The sequence below is a fragment of the Corallococcus interemptor genome, from assembly GCF_003668875.1.
Lineage (GTDB): Bacteria > Myxococcota > Myxococcia > Myxococcales > Myxococcaceae > Corallococcus > Corallococcus interemptor.
The window spans coordinates 1-15,570 of sequence record NZ_RAWM01000093.1 but is presented as its reverse complement, the minus strand read 5'-3'; the positions used below and the strand labels follow the sequence as shown (position 1 = coordinate 15,570).

The 15,570-nt window shown below is 71.7% G+C and carries 14 protein-coding genes; 5 read left to right on the top strand and 9 right to left on the bottom strand.

All coding sequences use genetic code 11. The annotated features are described in order from the left end of the window. Positions 1 to 142: 142 nt before the first annotated feature. Positions 143 to 1,024, bottom strand: coding sequence for an iron-containing redox enzyme family protein (locus D7X96_RS27185; RefSeq protein ID WP_233609824.1), 882 nt, complete (start codon positions 1,022 to 1,024; stop codon positions 143 to 145). Between the two features lie 97 nt (positions 1,025 to 1,121). Between D7X96_RS27185 and D7X96_RS27180 the strand changes: the two genes are divergently transcribed. Continuing rightward, a complete protein-coding gene (locus tag D7X96_RS27180; protein WP_120550789.1) occupies positions 1,122 to 2,060 on the top strand; it encodes a dimethylarginine dimethylaminohydrolase family protein in 939 nt (312 codons plus the stop codon). A 67-nt stretch (positions 2,061 to 2,127) separates the two neighbouring features. Here the strand turns inward: D7X96_RS27180 and D7X96_RS27175 are convergent, their stop codons facing one another. Then, positions 2,128 to 2,880 (bottom strand): sterol desaturase family protein, encoded by a 753-nt coding sequence (locus tag D7X96_RS27175; RefSeq protein WP_121723228.1) that lies wholly within the window; start codon positions 2,878 to 2,880, stop codon positions 2,128 to 2,130. 359 nt (positions 2,881 to 3,239) lie between these two features. Here D7X96_RS27175 and D7X96_RS27170 point away from each other — a divergent pair, with 359 nt between their 5' ends. Beyond that, positions 3,240 to 3,578 (top strand): hypothetical protein, encoded by a 339-nt coding sequence (locus D7X96_RS27170; protein WP_233609823.1) that lies wholly within the window; start codon positions 3,240 to 3,242, stop codon positions 3,576 to 3,578. 3 nt (positions 3,579 to 3,581) lie between these two features. On the opposite strand, the gene D7X96_RS27165 is transcribed toward D7X96_RS27170, so the two are convergent. From D7X96_RS27165 to D7X96_RS27155, 3 genes are all read right to left on the bottom strand, one after another. Continuing rightward, complete coding sequence (locus tag D7X96_RS27165) at positions 3,582 to 4,688, bottom strand: hypothetical protein (RefSeq protein WP_120550790.1); 1,107 nt, start codon at positions 4,686 to 4,688, stop codon at positions 3,582 to 3,584. Positions 4,689 to 4,714: 26 nt separating this feature from the next. After that, the gene (locus D7X96_RS27160) at positions 4,715 to 6,220 is read right to left on the bottom strand and encodes a vWA domain-containing protein (RefSeq protein WP_121771080.1); all 1,506 of its coding nucleotides are present in this window, start codon (positions 6,218 to 6,220) and stop codon (positions 4,715 to 4,717) included. Positions 6,221 to 6,335: 115 nt separating this feature from the next. Then, complete coding sequence (locus tag D7X96_RS27155) at positions 6,336 to 9,176, bottom strand: PAS domain S-box protein (protein ID WP_121771079.1); 2,841 nt, start codon at positions 9,174 to 9,176, stop codon at positions 6,336 to 6,338. Positions 9,177 to 9,406: 230 nt separating this feature from the next. Here D7X96_RS27155 and D7X96_RS27150 point away from each other — a divergent pair, with 230 nt between their 5' ends. Further along, positions 9,407 to 11,137 (top strand): sensor histidine kinase, encoded by a 1,731-nt coding sequence (locus tag D7X96_RS27150; RefSeq protein WP_244219742.1) that lies wholly within the window; start codon positions 9,407 to 9,409, stop codon positions 11,135 to 11,137. A 26-nt stretch (positions 11,138 to 11,163) separates the two neighbouring features. Here the strand turns inward: D7X96_RS27150 and D7X96_RS27145 are convergent, their stop codons facing one another. Continuing rightward, positions 11,164 to 11,679, bottom strand: coding sequence for a GreA/GreB family elongation factor (locus D7X96_RS27145; RefSeq protein ID WP_120550794.1), 516 nt, complete (start codon positions 11,677 to 11,679; stop codon positions 11,164 to 11,166). Positions 11,680 to 11,766: 87 nt separating this feature from the next. On the opposite strand from D7X96_RS27145, the gene D7X96_RS27140 reads away from it, so the two are divergent. Both D7X96_RS27140 and D7X96_RS27135 read left to right on the top strand, forming a co-directional pair. Continuing rightward, positions 11,767 to 12,048 (top strand): rhodanese-like domain-containing protein, encoded by a 282-nt coding sequence (locus tag D7X96_RS27140; RefSeq protein ID WP_120550795.1) that lies wholly within the window; start codon positions 11,767 to 11,769, stop codon positions 12,046 to 12,048. A gap of 20 nt (positions 12,049 to 12,068) precedes the next feature. After that, positions 12,069 to 12,959, top strand: a complete 891-nt coding sequence (locus D7X96_RS27135; protein WP_120550796.1) for a DMT family transporter — start codon at positions 12,069 to 12,071, stop codon at positions 12,957 to 12,959. Between the two features lie 12 nt (positions 12,960 to 12,971). On the opposite strand, the gene D7X96_RS27130 is transcribed toward D7X96_RS27135, so the two are convergent. The 3 genes from D7X96_RS27130 to D7X96_RS27120 form a co-directional block, all read right to left on the bottom strand. Beyond that, positions 12,972 to 13,892: an alpha/beta fold hydrolase gene (locus tag D7X96_RS27130; RefSeq protein WP_120550797.1), complete on the bottom strand. Its 921-nt coding sequence runs from the start codon at positions 13,890 to 13,892 to the stop codon at positions 12,972 to 12,974. Between the two features lie 118 nt (positions 13,893 to 14,010). Beyond that, a complete protein-coding gene (locus D7X96_RS27125) occupies positions 14,011 to 14,583 on the bottom strand; it encodes a class I SAM-dependent methyltransferase (RefSeq protein ID WP_121771077.1) in 573 nt (190 codons plus the stop codon). A 36-nt stretch (positions 14,584 to 14,619) separates the two neighbouring features. Further along, on the bottom strand, positions 14,620 to 15,423 hold the full coding sequence (locus tag D7X96_RS27120; RefSeq protein ID WP_120550799.1) for a prolipoprotein diacylglyceryl transferase: 804 nt from the start codon (positions 15,421 to 15,423) through the stop codon (positions 14,620 to 14,622). Positions 15,424 to 15,570 lie beyond the last annotated feature (147 nt).

The following is a 15,570-nucleotide window of genomic DNA, read 5'->3' as shown; positions in this document are numbered from 1 at the left end:
GCCCCAAGCTGGCGTCCCCCCGCGTCCCGGCGCATCCCTGCCCCCGCGCGGACCGTCCTCCGAAAAACGCACCCCCCAAGCCCGGAAAGCCCAGCGCACACGCGCAAGGTCCCGAGGGGAAGGACGGCCAGGCTCCGCGCCTTCAGCTGAGGGTCTTCAGGTCCAATCCCAGCTCATGGCGGTAGCGCTCGAAGCAGCGCGCGCCCGCCATCAGCCGCAACAGCGCGCCCTCCGCCAGGGGCCGCGCGCACGCGGGGTTCGCCTCCACCAGCGGACGCAGCACCTCCTTGTTCCACGTCTCCGAGTGCTTCACGTCCAGCGTGGAGTGCAATGCGTAATAGCGCCGCACGCGCATGTCGAACCCCAGACGCTTCAGGCCCTCGTTGACGCACGCGGTGCGGCCCGGCGCCGTCTCCTCCACGATGCCCAGCGCGCCCACCGCGTGGAACGTGTAGCGGCGGTTGAACGCGAACGCGCAGAGCAGGTTCGCCAGCGCGTGCGCTTCCCACACCGTGTCCTCCTCCGTGGGCTTCAGCCCCAGCTTCCGGGCCATCTCCGCGAGCATCGGCCCGTGCATCGCGTCCTCGCGCCCGCGGCCCATCTCGTCCCAGTAGTTGCGCGCCAGCTCCAGCTTCGCCCGCGTGGGCAGCTGCAGCTGCGTCAGCGCCACCAGGTCGTCGAAGCCCGCCTCGCCCGCGACCTCCTGCGTGAGGAACCAGTCCATCTGCTCACGCGTGGCCTTCGTGGCCAGCCACGGGAACAGCGGATCATGCTGTCCGGGACCGGACTCCTTCAGGTCCTCGAACCAGGCGATGAAGCCGTCCGCGTCCTCCGGTGCCTCGGCGGCCCAGGCCGCCACGCGCTGCCGCTCCGCCTCCACGTACTCACCCTCGAGCAACCGCAACTGCGTCTCTTCCTGCACGTCTGCTCGCCAGCCCTCGGTGGGAAAGCCCGGCGCCAGTCGCCGCTGGTTGAAACGCAAGAGGGTCCGGTGAAGCCGTTCGGACAGGCGTGCGTCCTCCATCCCCGCTTCCCCAGCCACCTCGCCAAGCCCGCTCATGGTGCGCACCCTCTCTTCACATACCGGAAGGCGGGAGTGCCTTCCGGTCACATGTATGGGGATGACCTTGCACACCGGCCACATCGCTCCCGCCACCTTCGCCGTCAGTCAGGTGCGTTGCGAAAAGGACCATGTCCGCTCCCGCGACTGCGCGTATCAGGTCGCCTGGAACATCAACCCGCATATGAAGCCCGGCGCCGTCGCGTGGCGGCGCGCGTGCACGCAGCACCGCGAATTCCTGCGGACCCTGCGGGACGCGGGCGCGGGCTTCTTCGAGCTGCCCTTCGTCCACGGCGCGTTCGACTCCGTGTTCGCCAAGGACAACGCGGTGCTCGTCTCCCAGGAGGGCGAGCTGCGCGCGCTGCTCGCCACCATGCGCCACGGACAGCGGCGCGGTGAGCAGCTCGCGCGCGCCCGGTGGCTGGCCGGGCGCGGCTTCGACGTCATCGAGCCTGCGCGCGTGCACATCGAAGGCGGGGACGTGGCCATGCTGCCCTCGGGCCGGGGCGCCCTGCTGGGCTGGGGCATGCGCTCCACGCAGCGCGCCGCGGGCGTGCTGGAGGCCTTCCTCTCCGCGCCCGTCACGCCGCTGGAGCTGTGCGACCCGTACCTCTACCACCTGGACACCGCGCTCACGGTCCTGTCGGACGGCACCGCGCTGGTGTGTCCGGAGGCCTTCACGCCGGAGTCACTGCGCATGCTGGAGCGCACGGAGGGCATCCAGCAGGTGGTTCCCGTCGCGCGCGAGGACGCGCTCGCGTTCGGGCTCAATCTGGTGGAGGTGGGCAACACCGTCATCGTCGGCGCGCGCGTGCCCCGCGTGGAGGCGGTGCTGCGCGGCCTGGGGCGCCGGCCCGTCAGCGTGCGGCTGGACCAGTTCCACCTGGCCGGCGGCAGCGCGGCGTGCCTCGTGGCGCGCGTGCACACCCTGCCGCCCCTGTCCGCCCAGCGCTTCCGCGAGGAGCAGGAGCAGGAACAGGCCCAGCCGATGTCCGCGTGAGAAAAACGAAGACCTCCCCGGCAACGAAGTGCGCGGGGAGGTCCGGGGTGAAGCGAAGGAGGGATGATCAGGTCTGCTGTTCGCCGGAGGCTTCCGGCGCGCTCAGGCCTTCCGCGCCCCAGAAGCGGCGCGGGTGTCCGTCACCGCGCGTGCCGCCGGAGAGCTTGTCCACCCAGGGGTACTTCGCCGCCTCTTCCGCCGTGTAGCCCAGGTTGAAGACGGTGGGGCTCTTGGGCTTGTCCGACGCCTTCTCGTAGAGCGTGCCGAACACGCGGTCCCAGAAGTAGTTCGTGATGCCGTAGTTGCCCTGCTCGTTGTGGAAGTGGTGGGACATGTGCAGGCGCTTGATGTCCTTGAGCCACTTCTGCTGCGGGGCGTAGTTGAGGTGCTGGATGCAGTGGCAGAACTCGTAGAAGCACGTGGTCACCATGCCCCAGCCCAGCGCCGCCGCCGCGCCCGACTTGCCGCCAATGAGGTAGCCAATCGGCGTGAGCACCAGCGCGATGGTGGGCAGCGTGGTGTGCAGCGCGCCGAAGAGCACGCGCAGGTCGTGCGGGTCCTGGTGGTGGTCGAAGTGGATGCGCTTCCACGTCACCGCCGTCGCCGCGGACTTGTAGAGGAAGCGCCCGTGCAGGATGTACCGGTGGATGAGGTACCAGCCGAACGGGTACGCCACCGTGGCCAGCAGCACCGCCGCGCCCATGCGTACCGGCGCCTCGAACCACTTCACCGACAGCACGATGCAGGTGATGCCGATGAGGATGTACGCGACGACGGCGTAATAGGTGAAGAACGAGTAGACCAGGTCGCGCAGCGACATCCGGTCCAGGTTGTGCTTCCGGTTCAGGAAAGAGACCGCCACGGATGTTCCCTCACTCTCCGCTCCGGCGCGTCTCCCAGGCTGGCGGGGCGCGCAGGGCTCGAAGGCTTGCTCGCATCCCGGCCCATGGGGTGATGCGGCTGTCCCCGACCTATCAGTCAAGAGGGCCCTTGGCCCAGGAACAGCGAGGGTCCTCTTAGCGCCTTCCTGGAGGCATTGAGAAGCCTCTCTGTTGCCGCGCCCGCACATTGTCTGGCCGCCCGGCCTCCGTCCGACCCGGGGGCAGGCTTCCATGCGGGAATCCCACACCCCACCTTTCCGCCCACAGACGCGTGCGATCGCACGAGGGGGCCAGGGACATGGCGCGCAAGGCACAGGGACAACAGGGCAGTGGGACCCAGGCGGGGGATCGCCCCGCGCGGCGGAAGACGGCCACCCGCAAGACGGGGGGCACGAACAACGCCCGCGAGGGACGTCTGGAGTTGCGCCGGGACATCGCGGAGTACCGCGCCGCGGCGGAGGCGCAGGCGGACGTCGTGCGCGAGCGCATCAACGCCGCGCTGGAGGTCAGCCGCCGCACGCGCGAGGAGATTGAGCAGCGCATCGCCAGCGAACTGCACACGCCCCGCGTCGTCGCGGCGAAGAAGGCCGCTCCGGCCCGCAAGCGCACGCGCGCCGCTGCGAAGCCGAAGGCCTAGGCCTCAAGCCTGGGAGCGGCCCGCCGGGGCGCGCGGGGCGTTCACCGGGCCTTCCGCGCCGGTGGACTCCAGGTCCAGCGCGGAGAGCTTGTCGGCCAGCGCCTGGACCCGGTCGTTCCCGCTCAGGGGAGACCCGGCCCGGGCGCCGATGAAGCACACGCGGGCCCGCTCCAGCAGGGCCACCTGTGCGTGCAGCTGCGCCAACAGGCGCTCCTGGCGGCGTGACAGCGCGTCCAGGTGGTTGAGCTCCTCACCCAGCGACGCGGCGGCGCGCTCCAGCTGGCGGCGGGCCACGCCGTCCTGCGCGTCCTGGGCGCGCTTCTTCAACTCCTGCACCTGCGAGTCCACGCTCCCCTGGGACGCGGAGGCCAGCTGCGCTTCCAGCTCGGTGTGGGACTCGGCCAGGGTGAAGGCGTCCCGGGCCAGCTTGCCGAGCACGGCCTGGAGCTTCTCCAGCCCCGCGCCCTTGGCCAATTTGCGCGCCTCCTCCTGGGACTGGCGGTAGAGCGTGAGCGCCCGGGCCACCAGGCCCTTCACCTCGCCGGTGAGCGTGGCCTCCAGGCGCATGCCCCGGGTGGTCACCGCGTCCAGGTCCACGGCCAGGTTCGCCGGCAGCGTGCCGATGCTCCAGAACAGCGCCACCACCGAGTAGTCCACCAGCAGCGGGAAGTAGCCCCGCGCCGGGAGGAAGCGCGCGTGGAGGACCTCCTGCACGTACAGCCCCAGCGCGGTGGTGACGGCGGCGGCCCCGGCGCACAGCGCGACCTGGAGCGGGGTGCCCACGCTGTCGCGCCCGTTGCCCCGCCACGCCAGCAGGCCCGCGGCGATGGCGCCCGCCGCCGCGTGCTGCAGGGACGACGGCAGGCCCAGCACGTAGGGCAGGGCGGGCAACAGCAGCATGGCCACGCGCATCAGCGCGTTCTCCGACGCCTTCGGCTTCACCGCGGTGACGGCCGCCGCCATCAGCGCGAAGGCGCCCGGGTCCACCGACAGGTGCAGCACCTGCCGCGCCACGCCGGCCACCATCGCCATGGCCCCGGCGCCCACGAGCGCGGACAGGCAGCGCGACTCGAAGTCCTCCCGCCGGATGAGTTGGATGGAGAGCGACATGGCGCACCGGGCTCCGTAGGGAGGGACTAGTAGCTGTTGTTCTGCCCGAAGTTCTTCATCGTCTTCTTCTTGAGCGACATGGCCGCGTCCCGCACGTCCGCGTCGCTCCGGGCGTTGCCATAGGCTGCCTGGGTCTGCTCCACGTCCGCAAGCTCGCCGGAGAGCGCGGACGCCGAAGCGCCGAACAGCCGACGGGCGTTGCCCAAGAGGTCGAGCGCTCCGGCGCGGTCGCCACTCTTCATCGCCTCCGCGGCCGCTTGCAGCTGCTGCGTGCCCAGCGCGCGGATGGCGTGGACGCGCACGTCCCGGTCCAGGTTCGCGTGCACCACCTGCGCGTCGTTCGTCACCTTCGCGTCCAGCGCCAGCTTCACCTGGTTGGGCGTGCCCGCGGCCACGTCCACGTACGACACCTCGGCGTCCAGCACCTTCATGCTGGCCACGTCCTGGGGCGCGTTCATCGTCAGCTTCACCACCACGCGCGCGGACTGGCCGCTCGTCATGTCGTAGAGGGGGATGCGCAGGAGGTCGCCGTCGCGCGTGGACGGCAGGCCCATCACCTCCACGCCGCTCACGCCGGGCGGCAGGGTGAGGACCAGGGTCACGGCGCGCGCGACGGTGCCGGCGGCCTGCTCCAGCTCGCGGGTGAAGATGCTGGCCAGCTGCGAGGAGTCGCTGATGAAGCCGGAGAAGCCACCGCCGCGCTCGGCCATGCCGCGCATCAGCGTGTCGTTGAAGCCCTGGCCCACGCCCAGCGCGCTCACGGTGATGCCCATCTCGCGCAGCTTGCCCACCTCGGAGAAGAGGCCGTCGTTGGACGTCACGCCCTCGGTGGGCTCGCCGTCGCTCAGCAGGATGGCGCGCGTCACCCGGAAGTCGCTGGAGAACGGGTGCACCGCGTTGGCGCCCGCCACCAGCCCGCCGCTCATGTTCGTCCCGCCGTTCACCCGGATGGCCTCGATGGTGGCCAGCAGCTCGCCGCGCGTGCGCTCGTTGATCATCACGCTGGGCTCCACCGTCACGTCGGAGCCGTAGTGCGCCAGCGCCAGCCGGTCCCCCACCTTGAGCTGCCGCACCAGCTCCTGCGCCGCGCGCTTCGCGTCCGCCAGCTTGGGGCCGTCCATGGAGCCGGAGCGGTCCACCACCAGCGCCAGGTTCACCGGCACGCGCTCATGCTTCTCCGGGGCGCGCGCCTTCAGCTCGAACACGGCGAAGGCCTCGCCCGGGCCCGTCTTCACGTAGGAGCCGGACAGCTTGCCGGTGAGCTCCAGCGGGCCGGAAGCGGGCTGACCCAGGACGACGGGCAGCACCAGGTTGACGGGCGACTCACCGGGCTGCACCACGGTGTGGGTCTGGTCCACGGTGCTCGTGGCCACGGGGGACGGCGGGCGCCGGTGGAGGTGCCCGTTGGGGAGCCGGTCGTCGACGACGGGCGGGTGCGACGAGGTCTTCGCGAAGAACGAGCGCGCGTCGAGCGCGAGCGCGCCCACGAACAACAGGCCAGCGAGGGTCAGCAACAGTTTGGTGCGGTTCATGCGCGACGGACCTTCCCCCAAGGGGTGCGAGCGGACGAGCACACGCTCGCAGACCCGTCACGGGGGCGCATCGGTCAGCGGGAGGACCCTCCTCCCGATGACCGATGGGGTCGCGTCAGGCGGCATCCGGCGGACCGTGCCGCACCAGCTCCTCCACGGCGCCGCGCACGCGGGCCTCGTCGAAGGGCTTCTCCAGCAGCGGGTTGGGGATGCGCTCCAGGAACTCGCGCGCGCCCGCGGTGAACGCGCCGCCGGACACGAAGACGAAGCGGCGCTCCAGGCCCGGGTATTCGCGCCGCACGGCCTCGTACACGTCGCGGCCGGCGAGGTCCGGCATCATCACGTCGCACAGCACCGCGTCGAAGCCCGGCGCCCGCGACATGCGCTCCAGCGCCTGGCGGCCGCTGGTGGCCACCTCCACGTCGTGGCCGCGCAGCAGCCGTTGCAGCACGCGGCCCACCGCGGGCTCGTCGTCCACCACCAGCACGCGGCCTCGCGGCACCACGGGCGCGGCGGGCTCGGGGGCGTCCGGCGCGCGGACGGCGGGGTCGGGCTGGGGCGCGGGCAGCACCACGCGGAACGTGCTGCCCTGGCCCACGGTGCTCTCCACCTGGATGTCTCCGCCCATCCCCGTGATGATGCCGTGGCAGATGGACAGCCCCAGGCCGGTGCCCACGCCCACGGGCTTGGTGGTGAAGAACGGGTCGAAGATGCGCCCCATCACCTCCGGCGCGATGCCGCTGCCCGTGTCGCGCACCTCCACCACCACCTGCCCGCCGGACACGCGCGTGATGAGCACCACTTCATGCCCGTGCGCGGAGCCCTCCGGAATGGCCTGCGCCGCGTTCACCACCAGGTTGAGGAACACCTGGCACAGGCGGCCCTCGTTGGCCATCACCTGCGGCACGTCGCCGTAGTCCCGGCGCAGCCGCGCGCGGTGGCGGATTTCATTGGCGGCCATCATCACCACCGAGTCCAGCACCGCGTGCACGTCCACCGGCGTCATGCGCTCTTCGTCCGGCCGCGAGAACGTCTTCAGCTGACGGACAATCTGGCGCACGCGCTCGGCGCCCTCGCACGCCTCGCCCAGCACCTCCTGCCACTCCGCCACGTCCGGCGGGCGCACGCCGCGCACGCCGGGGGACAGGTGGCGGCGGAACTCGTCCGACAGGAAGCCCAGGTTGGAGACCACGAAGGCCAGCGGGTTGTTGATTTCGTGCGCGATGCCCGCCGCGAGCGTGCCCACCGACGCCAGCCGGTCCGCCAGCGTCAGCCGCGCCTGCAGCTGGCGCTGCTCCGTCACGTCCCGCGCGATGGACACCACCGCGGGCTGGCCGTCGAAGCGCAGGGGCAGCGACGCCAGCTCCACCACGCGCGTGCGCCCGTCGCGCAGCACCAGCCTTCGCTCGCTGGTGAGCGGCGTGCTGTCCCCGGACGTCACGCCCGTGCCCGGCATGTCCGCCAGGAACTCCGACAGCCGGCGGCCCACCAGCTCCTCCGCGCGCGCGAAGCCCAGCGCCGTGACGAGCGCCGCGTTGGCGTAGACGATGTGGCCGTCGCGCTCGATGGCCGCGGGGTCGGGGAAGCCTTCCATGAGGGCGCGCAGGCTGGCCTCGGAGCGCTTCAGCGCCTCCTCCACCTGCCGCCGCTCGGTGATGTCGCGCGCCAGGCCCTCCACCGCGACGACACGCCCCGCCGCGTCCGTCACCGGCGCCACCACGTGCTCCAGCCACAGGAGGCTGCCGTCGGGGCGCAGGAAGCGCAGCTCCACCGTGGCGCCGTCCACGGACTGGGGCGACTCCAGGAGCCGCTCCAGCGCGGCCCGGTCCTCCGGGTGCACCTGCCGGTACCACAGCTCCGGATCCGCGTAGTGCGCCTCCGGCCCCAGGCCCAGCTTCGCGTGCGCCACGCGGCTGACGTACGCGAAGCCGCGCGGCGCCTCCCGCCGGTACAGGTACAGCACGTCCGACGCGTTCTCCGCCAGCTGGCGGAAGCGGTGCTCGTGCTCGCGCAGCGCCCGCTCGGACGCGCGCCGCTCCAGCGCCACGGAGATGGCGCCGCTGGCCGCGGACAGCAGGTCCACCTCCAGCCGGTCCCACTCGCGCGCCTCGAAGCAGTTGTCGAAGCCCACGAACCCCACCAGCCGTCCCTGCACGCGCAGGGGCAGCACCAGCAGCGACAGCACGCCTTGCGGATCCAACAGCGCCCGCTCGCTGGAGGGGAAGGCCGCCACGCGCCCGGCGACGACCTCGCCGCGCTCCAGCAGGGGGATCCAGCGCTCCAGGTCCGGCTTCATCGGCAGGCCCTGGAGCATGGGGTTGTCGATTTCCGCAACCACCCCGGGCGCGCACCACTCCGCGCGCTGGCTGCACAAGAGCGCGCGCTGCGCGTCGGTGTGCGTCTCGAAGACGTAGACGCGGCTGGCGCCGGAGGCCTGCCCCAGCGGGGCCAGCGCGGTGCCGTACAGGTCGCCGCCCTCCGACACCGACAGCAGGCGCTGCTGCATGTCCACCAGGGCGGTGAGGTAGCGCTCGCGCCGGGCGAGCGCGTCGCTCGTGCGCTTGCGCTCGGTGATGTCGTTGAGCGTGCCCGCCATGCCCAGGAGCGTGCCGTCCTCGTCGATGGTCACCCGCGCGAACACGTCCACCCAGCGGAAGCCGCCGTCGCGCGTGAGGTAGCGCACCTCGTGCTGGACGAACTCGCGCTCGCGCGTGAGCAGGGTCTGGCACACGCCCAGCGTGCGCTCCCGGTCGTCCGGGTGCACGAAGTCCAGCGCGCTGCGGCCCAGGCTCTCCTCCACGGGGAAGCCCGTCACCTCGGTCCACGCGGGATTGAGGAAGACCCACCGTCGCTCCATGTCCGTCTGGAACACGACCTCCTGGAGCGTGTCGATGACCTGACGGAAGCGGCGCTCGGTGGGGGTGGTGCCATCAGGCCGGGGGAACGGCATCTGCATTCAGGGGACTCGCGGTGGAAGAACTTGGCCGTGCGGACGGAACATCCGGATCACGGACGTGAACAGTCGAACGATTGAGGATCGCCGCCATGCAGGCAAGGGGGCCCACGGGAAGAGCGTGCGGATGGGAAGCATTCCCTGTCCTTGAGGATGGAGTGGCCCACGGGTCCTGTCTTCCTTTCTTTCTGGGAGGCGGAGATGACACCATGATGCGTGCGGAAAGCCTTGGCATGTCCGGCATCACCTCTCCCGCCCTGGAGGCCCGCGTGATGGATGGGGATGTCCCGCCCCTGTCGACGCGCGTCATGGACGCGGAAGGCGTTGTGCTCGTTGAATGCACGGGCCGTGTGACTGTTTTCAACTCACAAGCCGCGGCGCACTTCGGCATCCCGGTTCCCCTCCACATCGAGCACGCCCGCCTGCCCGGGTGCGAATGGGTGCGGGAGGACGGCACACCGCTGCCGTCGCAGGACTCACCGCTCGCGCGAGCGCTGGCGGGCGAGCTGGTGGACGCCTCCGTGTGGCACGTGCTGCGTCCGGATGGCGTGCGCGCCGCGCTGCGCTGCACGGCGGTGCCGGTGCGGGGCGGAGACGGGCAGGTCGCGGCGGCGCTCGTGCGCACGCACGCGGTGGACGCGCTGGCCGCCCCGGTGCTGGACGCGTCGCGCCTGCTGGCGGAGGCCGGGTCGCTCCTGGGCACGTCGGTGGACGCGGAGGCGCGGCTGGAGCCGCTGCTCAAGCTGCTGGTGCCCGCGCTGGGAGAGGGGGCGCTGCTCATCCTCCGGAGCAAGGGCACCGCCGGCGAGGACGTGCTGCGCGTGGCGGCGTCACTGCACGCGGACCCGGGCCGGCACGCGCTCTTGCGCGACGTGCTCACGCGCTCTCCGGCGGACCCCTCCGCGCCGGGCGGGCTGCCCCGGGCGTTCGCGTCCGGAGCGGTGGGGCGGCTGCCCATCCTGTCCGAGGAGCACGTGGTGGCCATCGCGCGGGACGCGGAGCACGCGCGGCTGTTGCGCGAGCTGGGGCCGCACGGCTGCCTGAGCGTGCCGCTGGGCGCGCGCGGCGGCACGCTGGGCGCGCTGATGGTGCTGCGCTCCAACGTGCTGCGGGTCTTTGGCGCGGAGGAAGAGCACCTGCTCACGGAGCTGGCCCACCGCCTCGCGCTCTACCTGGAGAACGCGCGGCTGTACCGCGAGGCCCGCGAAGCGGTGCGCCAGCGCGACGAGTTCCTGGGCATCGCGAGCCACGAGCTGAAGACGCCGCTCACGCCGCTGAGCCTCAAGGTGCAGCTGCTGCAGAAGCAGGTGGTGAACCTGGCGCGCGAGGGCAAGGACGTGCCCACCGACCGCGTCGCGGAGGCGCTGGACGTGGTGCAGCGCCAGGTGCGCCGGCTGTCGGGGCTGGTGGACAACCTGCTGGACGTGTCGCGCATCACCGCGGGCCGGCTGCGCCTGGAGCTGGAGGAGATGGACCTGGCGAGCGTGGCCGCCGAAATCCTCTACCGCTTCTCCGCCGCGGCGGCGCAGGCCGGCACGGAGCTGGGGCTGGAGGCCCCGGTGCCGGTGGTGGGCCGGTGGGACCGGCTGCGGCTGGAGCAGGTGGTGACGAACCTGGTGTCCAACGCGCTCAAGTACGGCGCGGGCCAGCCCGTCATCGTCAGCGTGGAGGCGAACGGCACGCTCGCGCGGCTCACCGTGAAGGACCACGGCATCGGCATCGCGCCGGATGACCTGGCGCGCATCTTCGAGCGCTTCGAGCGCGCGGTGAGCGACCGGCACTACGGCGGCCTGGGCCTGGGGCTCTACATCACGCGCCAGATTGTCGAGGCGTTCGGCGGCACGGTGAGCGCCGTCAGCACGCCGGGAGAGGGCTCCACGTTCATCCTGGAGCTGCCCCGGGGCGACATCCCGGAGGAGTGGCTCATCGCGCACGCGGCGCCGGGGCCCACCCAGGGCGAGTAGGCGCCGAGTAGGCGCCCCGCGTCGGGTCAGGCGACCTCCAGCACCGTCCACTCACGCACTTCACCGGCGAGCGTCACCTCCACGGTGTCGCCGGCCTTCTTGCCCAGCAGCGCGCGGCCCACGGGGGAGCTGGGGGTGATGACGGAGAGGAAGCCGTCGCCGCCGGGGCCGGTGAGCTCGGTGCCCGCGCCGGCGGGGAGCACGAAGAAGGTGCGCTCGGCGAAGCCGTCCTCGTCTTCCGTGCTGCAGTCCACCAGGGCGCCCAGGCCCACGGGGCCCTGGCGGGGGAAGCGCGGCAGCTCCTTCTGGCCGAAGGCGGTGAGCGCCTGCAGCTCTTCTTGAAGGCGGCGGGCGCGGTTGGCCTGGCCGGTGGCGAGGCTGCCGTACTCGATGGCGGCGCGGCCGTCCTCCTTCTTCTCGGACTCCGTGGCGAGGCTGCGGGCGGCCTCGCGGGCGTCGGCCTCGGCGCGGTGGGCCAGCCGGTCGCTCTGCTGGAGCCGCTCGGACAGTTGGTGGAGCAAGGTGAGCTTGTCGAGTCGCATGGGTATCGGTACAGGACTGTAGCGCCCGGTGCGGCGGCCTCCAGTTTTCAGCCCGGCGGGGCCCCGGGCTTTGATTGAATGGGGCGCATGACGCCTCAGGAACGGTCGCAGAAGGCCCACGAACTCGTGGCGAAGGGCGCGGTATTGCTGGATGTGCGCACCCCGGAGGAGTTCCAGCAGGGACACCCGGACGCCGCTCGCAACATCCCCGTGCAGGTGCTGGCCCAGCGCCTCTCCGAGGTGGGCCCGGTGGGCACGCCCGTGGTGGTGTACTGCGCCGCGGGAGGCCGCAGCGCGGTGGCCGCGGAGCTGCTGCGCAAGGGCGGCTTCCCGGACGTGTTCGACCTGGGCTCCGTGAAGAACTGGTAGCCGGGCGCGCCCCAAGCGCCATGCGGACCCGCACCGCCGGTTTCCTCCTCGTCGCCCTGTCCGGCGCATCCTTTGGCGCGCTGGGTCTGTTCGCGCGCCTGGCCTACGCGGCGGGCACGGACATGCCCACGCTGCTCTTCCTGCGCTTCACGCTGGCGGGGCTGGTGCTCGCGGTCGTGATGGTGGCGAAGGGCGGCACGTGGCCCCGGGGCCGCCTGCTGTGGGGCCTGGTGGCGCTGGGCGCGGTGGGCTACTTCACGGAAGGCAGCGTCTACTTCATCGCGCTCCAGCACGCGTCCGCCGGGCTGGTGGCGCTGTTGCTCTACCTCTTCCCCGCGCTGGTGGCCCTCATCCAGGTGGCCCTGGGGCGCGAGCACCTGAGCCGCCGCCGCTGGCTGGCGGTGGCGCTGGCCCTGTGCGGCACGGCGCTCACGGTGGACCCCGGACCGGACGCGAAGCCGCTGGGCATTGGCCTGGGCGTGCTGTCGGCGGTCATCTACGCGCTCTACGTCCTGTCGAGCGCGCGCATCGCCGGGCCGGCGGGGCCGCTCGCCGCGAGCACCGTCGTCCCGTTGTCCGCGGGCGTCGCCTTTGGCGCGTTGATGCTGGTGAAGGGGCCGGCCTTTCCGCAGACGCCGGGAGGCTGGGCCGCGGTGGTGGGGCTGGCGCTGCTGTCCACGGTGGTGGCCATGCTCACGTTCTTCGCGGGCCTCAAGCGCATTGGCCCGGTGAACACGTCGCTGCTCTCCACGCTGGAGCCGGTGATGGCGGTGGTGCTGAGCGCCATCTTCCTGGGCGAGCGGCTGTCGCTCCGGCAGGGCCTGGGCGGCCTGCTCATCCTGGTGGCGGTGGTGGTGCTGGCCCGCGGAGACCCCGGCCGCCCGGTGGAGCCCGGAGCCGCCGGAGCCTGAGGCGCGCGAGGACTACAGGCGCTTGAGGAAGTGGTGCACGTCGTTCACGAAGCGCTGCGGGCGCTCGGCGTGCGGCGCGTGGCCGGTCTCCGGGTAGAGCAGGTACTTGGAGTTGGGGATGGCGCGGGCCAGGGCGCGCTGCTCCTCCACGGAGAAGAAGCCGTCGTGGTCCCCGCCGATGATCAGCGTGGGCACGCGGATGCGGCCCAGGCGCGCGGAGTGGTCCTCCGCGATGAGCCCATCCAGCGCGTCCTGCCACACGCGCGCGGGCACCTTGGAGCTCTCCGCGACCACGGTGTTGAGATAGGACTCCGGCACGGGCGCGTAGAAGGTGCTGGCCTGGAACTCGTGGATGAACGCGGGGTCCACGGGGTCGGTCAGCGTGTCCACGACCTCCTTGAGGCCCAGGGCCACTTCATTGCCGGCCACGGTGGGCGCGGAGCCCACGAGCACGAGCCCCTTCACGCGGTGGGGGTAGTCCAGCGCCACCTGCTGCGCGATGAAGCTGCCCATGGAGTGGCCCACGAGCACGGCGCGCGACACGCGCTTCGCGTCGAGGAACGCCACCACGTCCTTCGCGAAGGACTGCTGCGTGTAGCAACACGCCGGGCGGGACGAGTCCCCATGACCGCGCTGGTCCAGCGCGTAGATGTGGAAGTCGCGAGGGAAGCGCGGCAGGTCCAGGTCCCACGTGTGATGCGAGTCCGTATAGCCGTGCAGGAAGACGACGACGGGTCCGTCCTGGCGGCCCTGCTCCACGTAGCGGAGCGTGACGCCGGTGGACAGCCGCACGGAGCCCTCACGCGAATGGCGGCTGGAGTCCTCCAGCGAGGCCGGAGCACTCACGAGGTCGGGCTCGGAACCCGAGGTGGCTTCGGGTCCACAGCCAGCGAACAGCAACACCGCGACAAGGGAGGGAAGGATGCGAGTCATGCGTCAGGACCTCACGGGATGGGGTTGGAAGCCATCCTAAAGAGACCTCTGACATCCCTTCCGGGAATCCTTCCTGGCAGGTCGGGTGAGACCCCGGGACGGGTCGCCCGAACCCCGTTCAGGGCCGACGTGCGACGATGAACTCACCCACGCCGCCCAGGCGCTGCTCGCGCCGGAGGATGTGGAAGCCCGCGGTCCGCACCAGGCGGAAGGTGTCGCGGTTGAGGCGGCAGCCGCCGGTCAGCTTCCGCCACGCGGGGGTCAGCAGGTCCTGCGCGGTGGCCAGGGTCGGGTTCGGTGCCCGCACGTGCTCCAGCAGGCGCAGCTCCCCGCCCGGCTTGAGCACGCGCATCACTTCCGAGAGTGCCGTGGCCGGCGCGTCCACGCAGCAGAACACCAGGCTGGACACCACCGCGTCGAACGAGCCGTCCGTGAACGGCAGCGCCTGCGCGTCCGCCTGCAGCAGCGCCACGCCGCTCTTCCGGGACCGGGCGCGCACCAGCGCCCCCAGGTCCACGTCCACCGCCGTCACCGCGGTCACCGTGTCCGGGTAGCCCGGCAGCGCCAGGCCCGTGCCCGCGCCCACCTCCAGCACCTTGCCGGACAGCCCTTCCACCAGCTGCCGCCGGGCGGCGTTCAGCCCCACCCAGCCCAGCGGCGCCATCAGCGCGTCGTACGCCAGTGCCTTCACGCGAACACCCCCCGAAAAGCGAAACGTGGCGCGCGGCTAGCGCGCCGTCTCCACCCGGCCCTGTGGCGCGGACGGCTTCTGCGAGGACGCGCTCGGCGCCTGCTTGCGCAAGAGGCCCCACAGTCCGTACGCCACCAGCAGCAGGCTGCCGTACTGCGCCGGCGTCAGGCCGAAGTAGCGCGCGTCCACGTACGACAGGTCCGTGGCCCGCAGGAAGTCCAGGCAGAAGCGCGACGTCGCGTACAGCAGCGCCAGCAGCGGCAGCAGCCGGCCCTTCATCTTCGGCGCGTCGCGCAGCGCGTACAGCAGGGCGGAGATCGCGAAGAGCACCACGGCGTCGTAGAAGCCCAGGTCGTGCCGGTTGCCGTTGGGGAACTGCACCGCCAGGAAGAAGTCCGTCAGCTTCCCCGGGTGGTCGTGCACCGCGAAGCACCCCAGCCGCGCCACCGCCCAGCCCGGCGCCACGCCCAGCGCGAAGCTGTCCGCGTAGTCGTTGAAGCGCAGCTTCTTCACCCGGAAGAACACCACCGCCGCCAGGATGCCGCCCAACAGGCCGCCAAAGGACGACAGGCCATCCCAGAACCGGAAGATTTGAAACGGGCTCTTGGACAGTTCCTCCGGGTGGTAGAAGAACAGGTGCACCCAGTGGCCGAAGAGCATGCCGGCCGCCACCCCCCACATCGCGAAGTCCGCCAGCGGGTTCGGATCCAACCCCTCGCGCTCCGCCTGCTTCGTCAGCAGCCGGGCAGCCAAGAGGATGCCCGCCGCCACGAAGACGTTGAAGGGGTTCAGCTCCAGGGGCCCCAGCTTGAACGAGGGGGCGTGCCAATAGGGAATCAAGGGGGCTCCGGAAAAGGCTGTATCCGCGCGAACGTACTCCGGGCGGATGGAAGCCGAACAATCGGCGCATCCCGGGCTTCCCTCCACCTCTTTTTCCATTCCGCGCCCGCCGGGCGCGCAAGCCCCACCCGGACGCCTTCCTGCGCC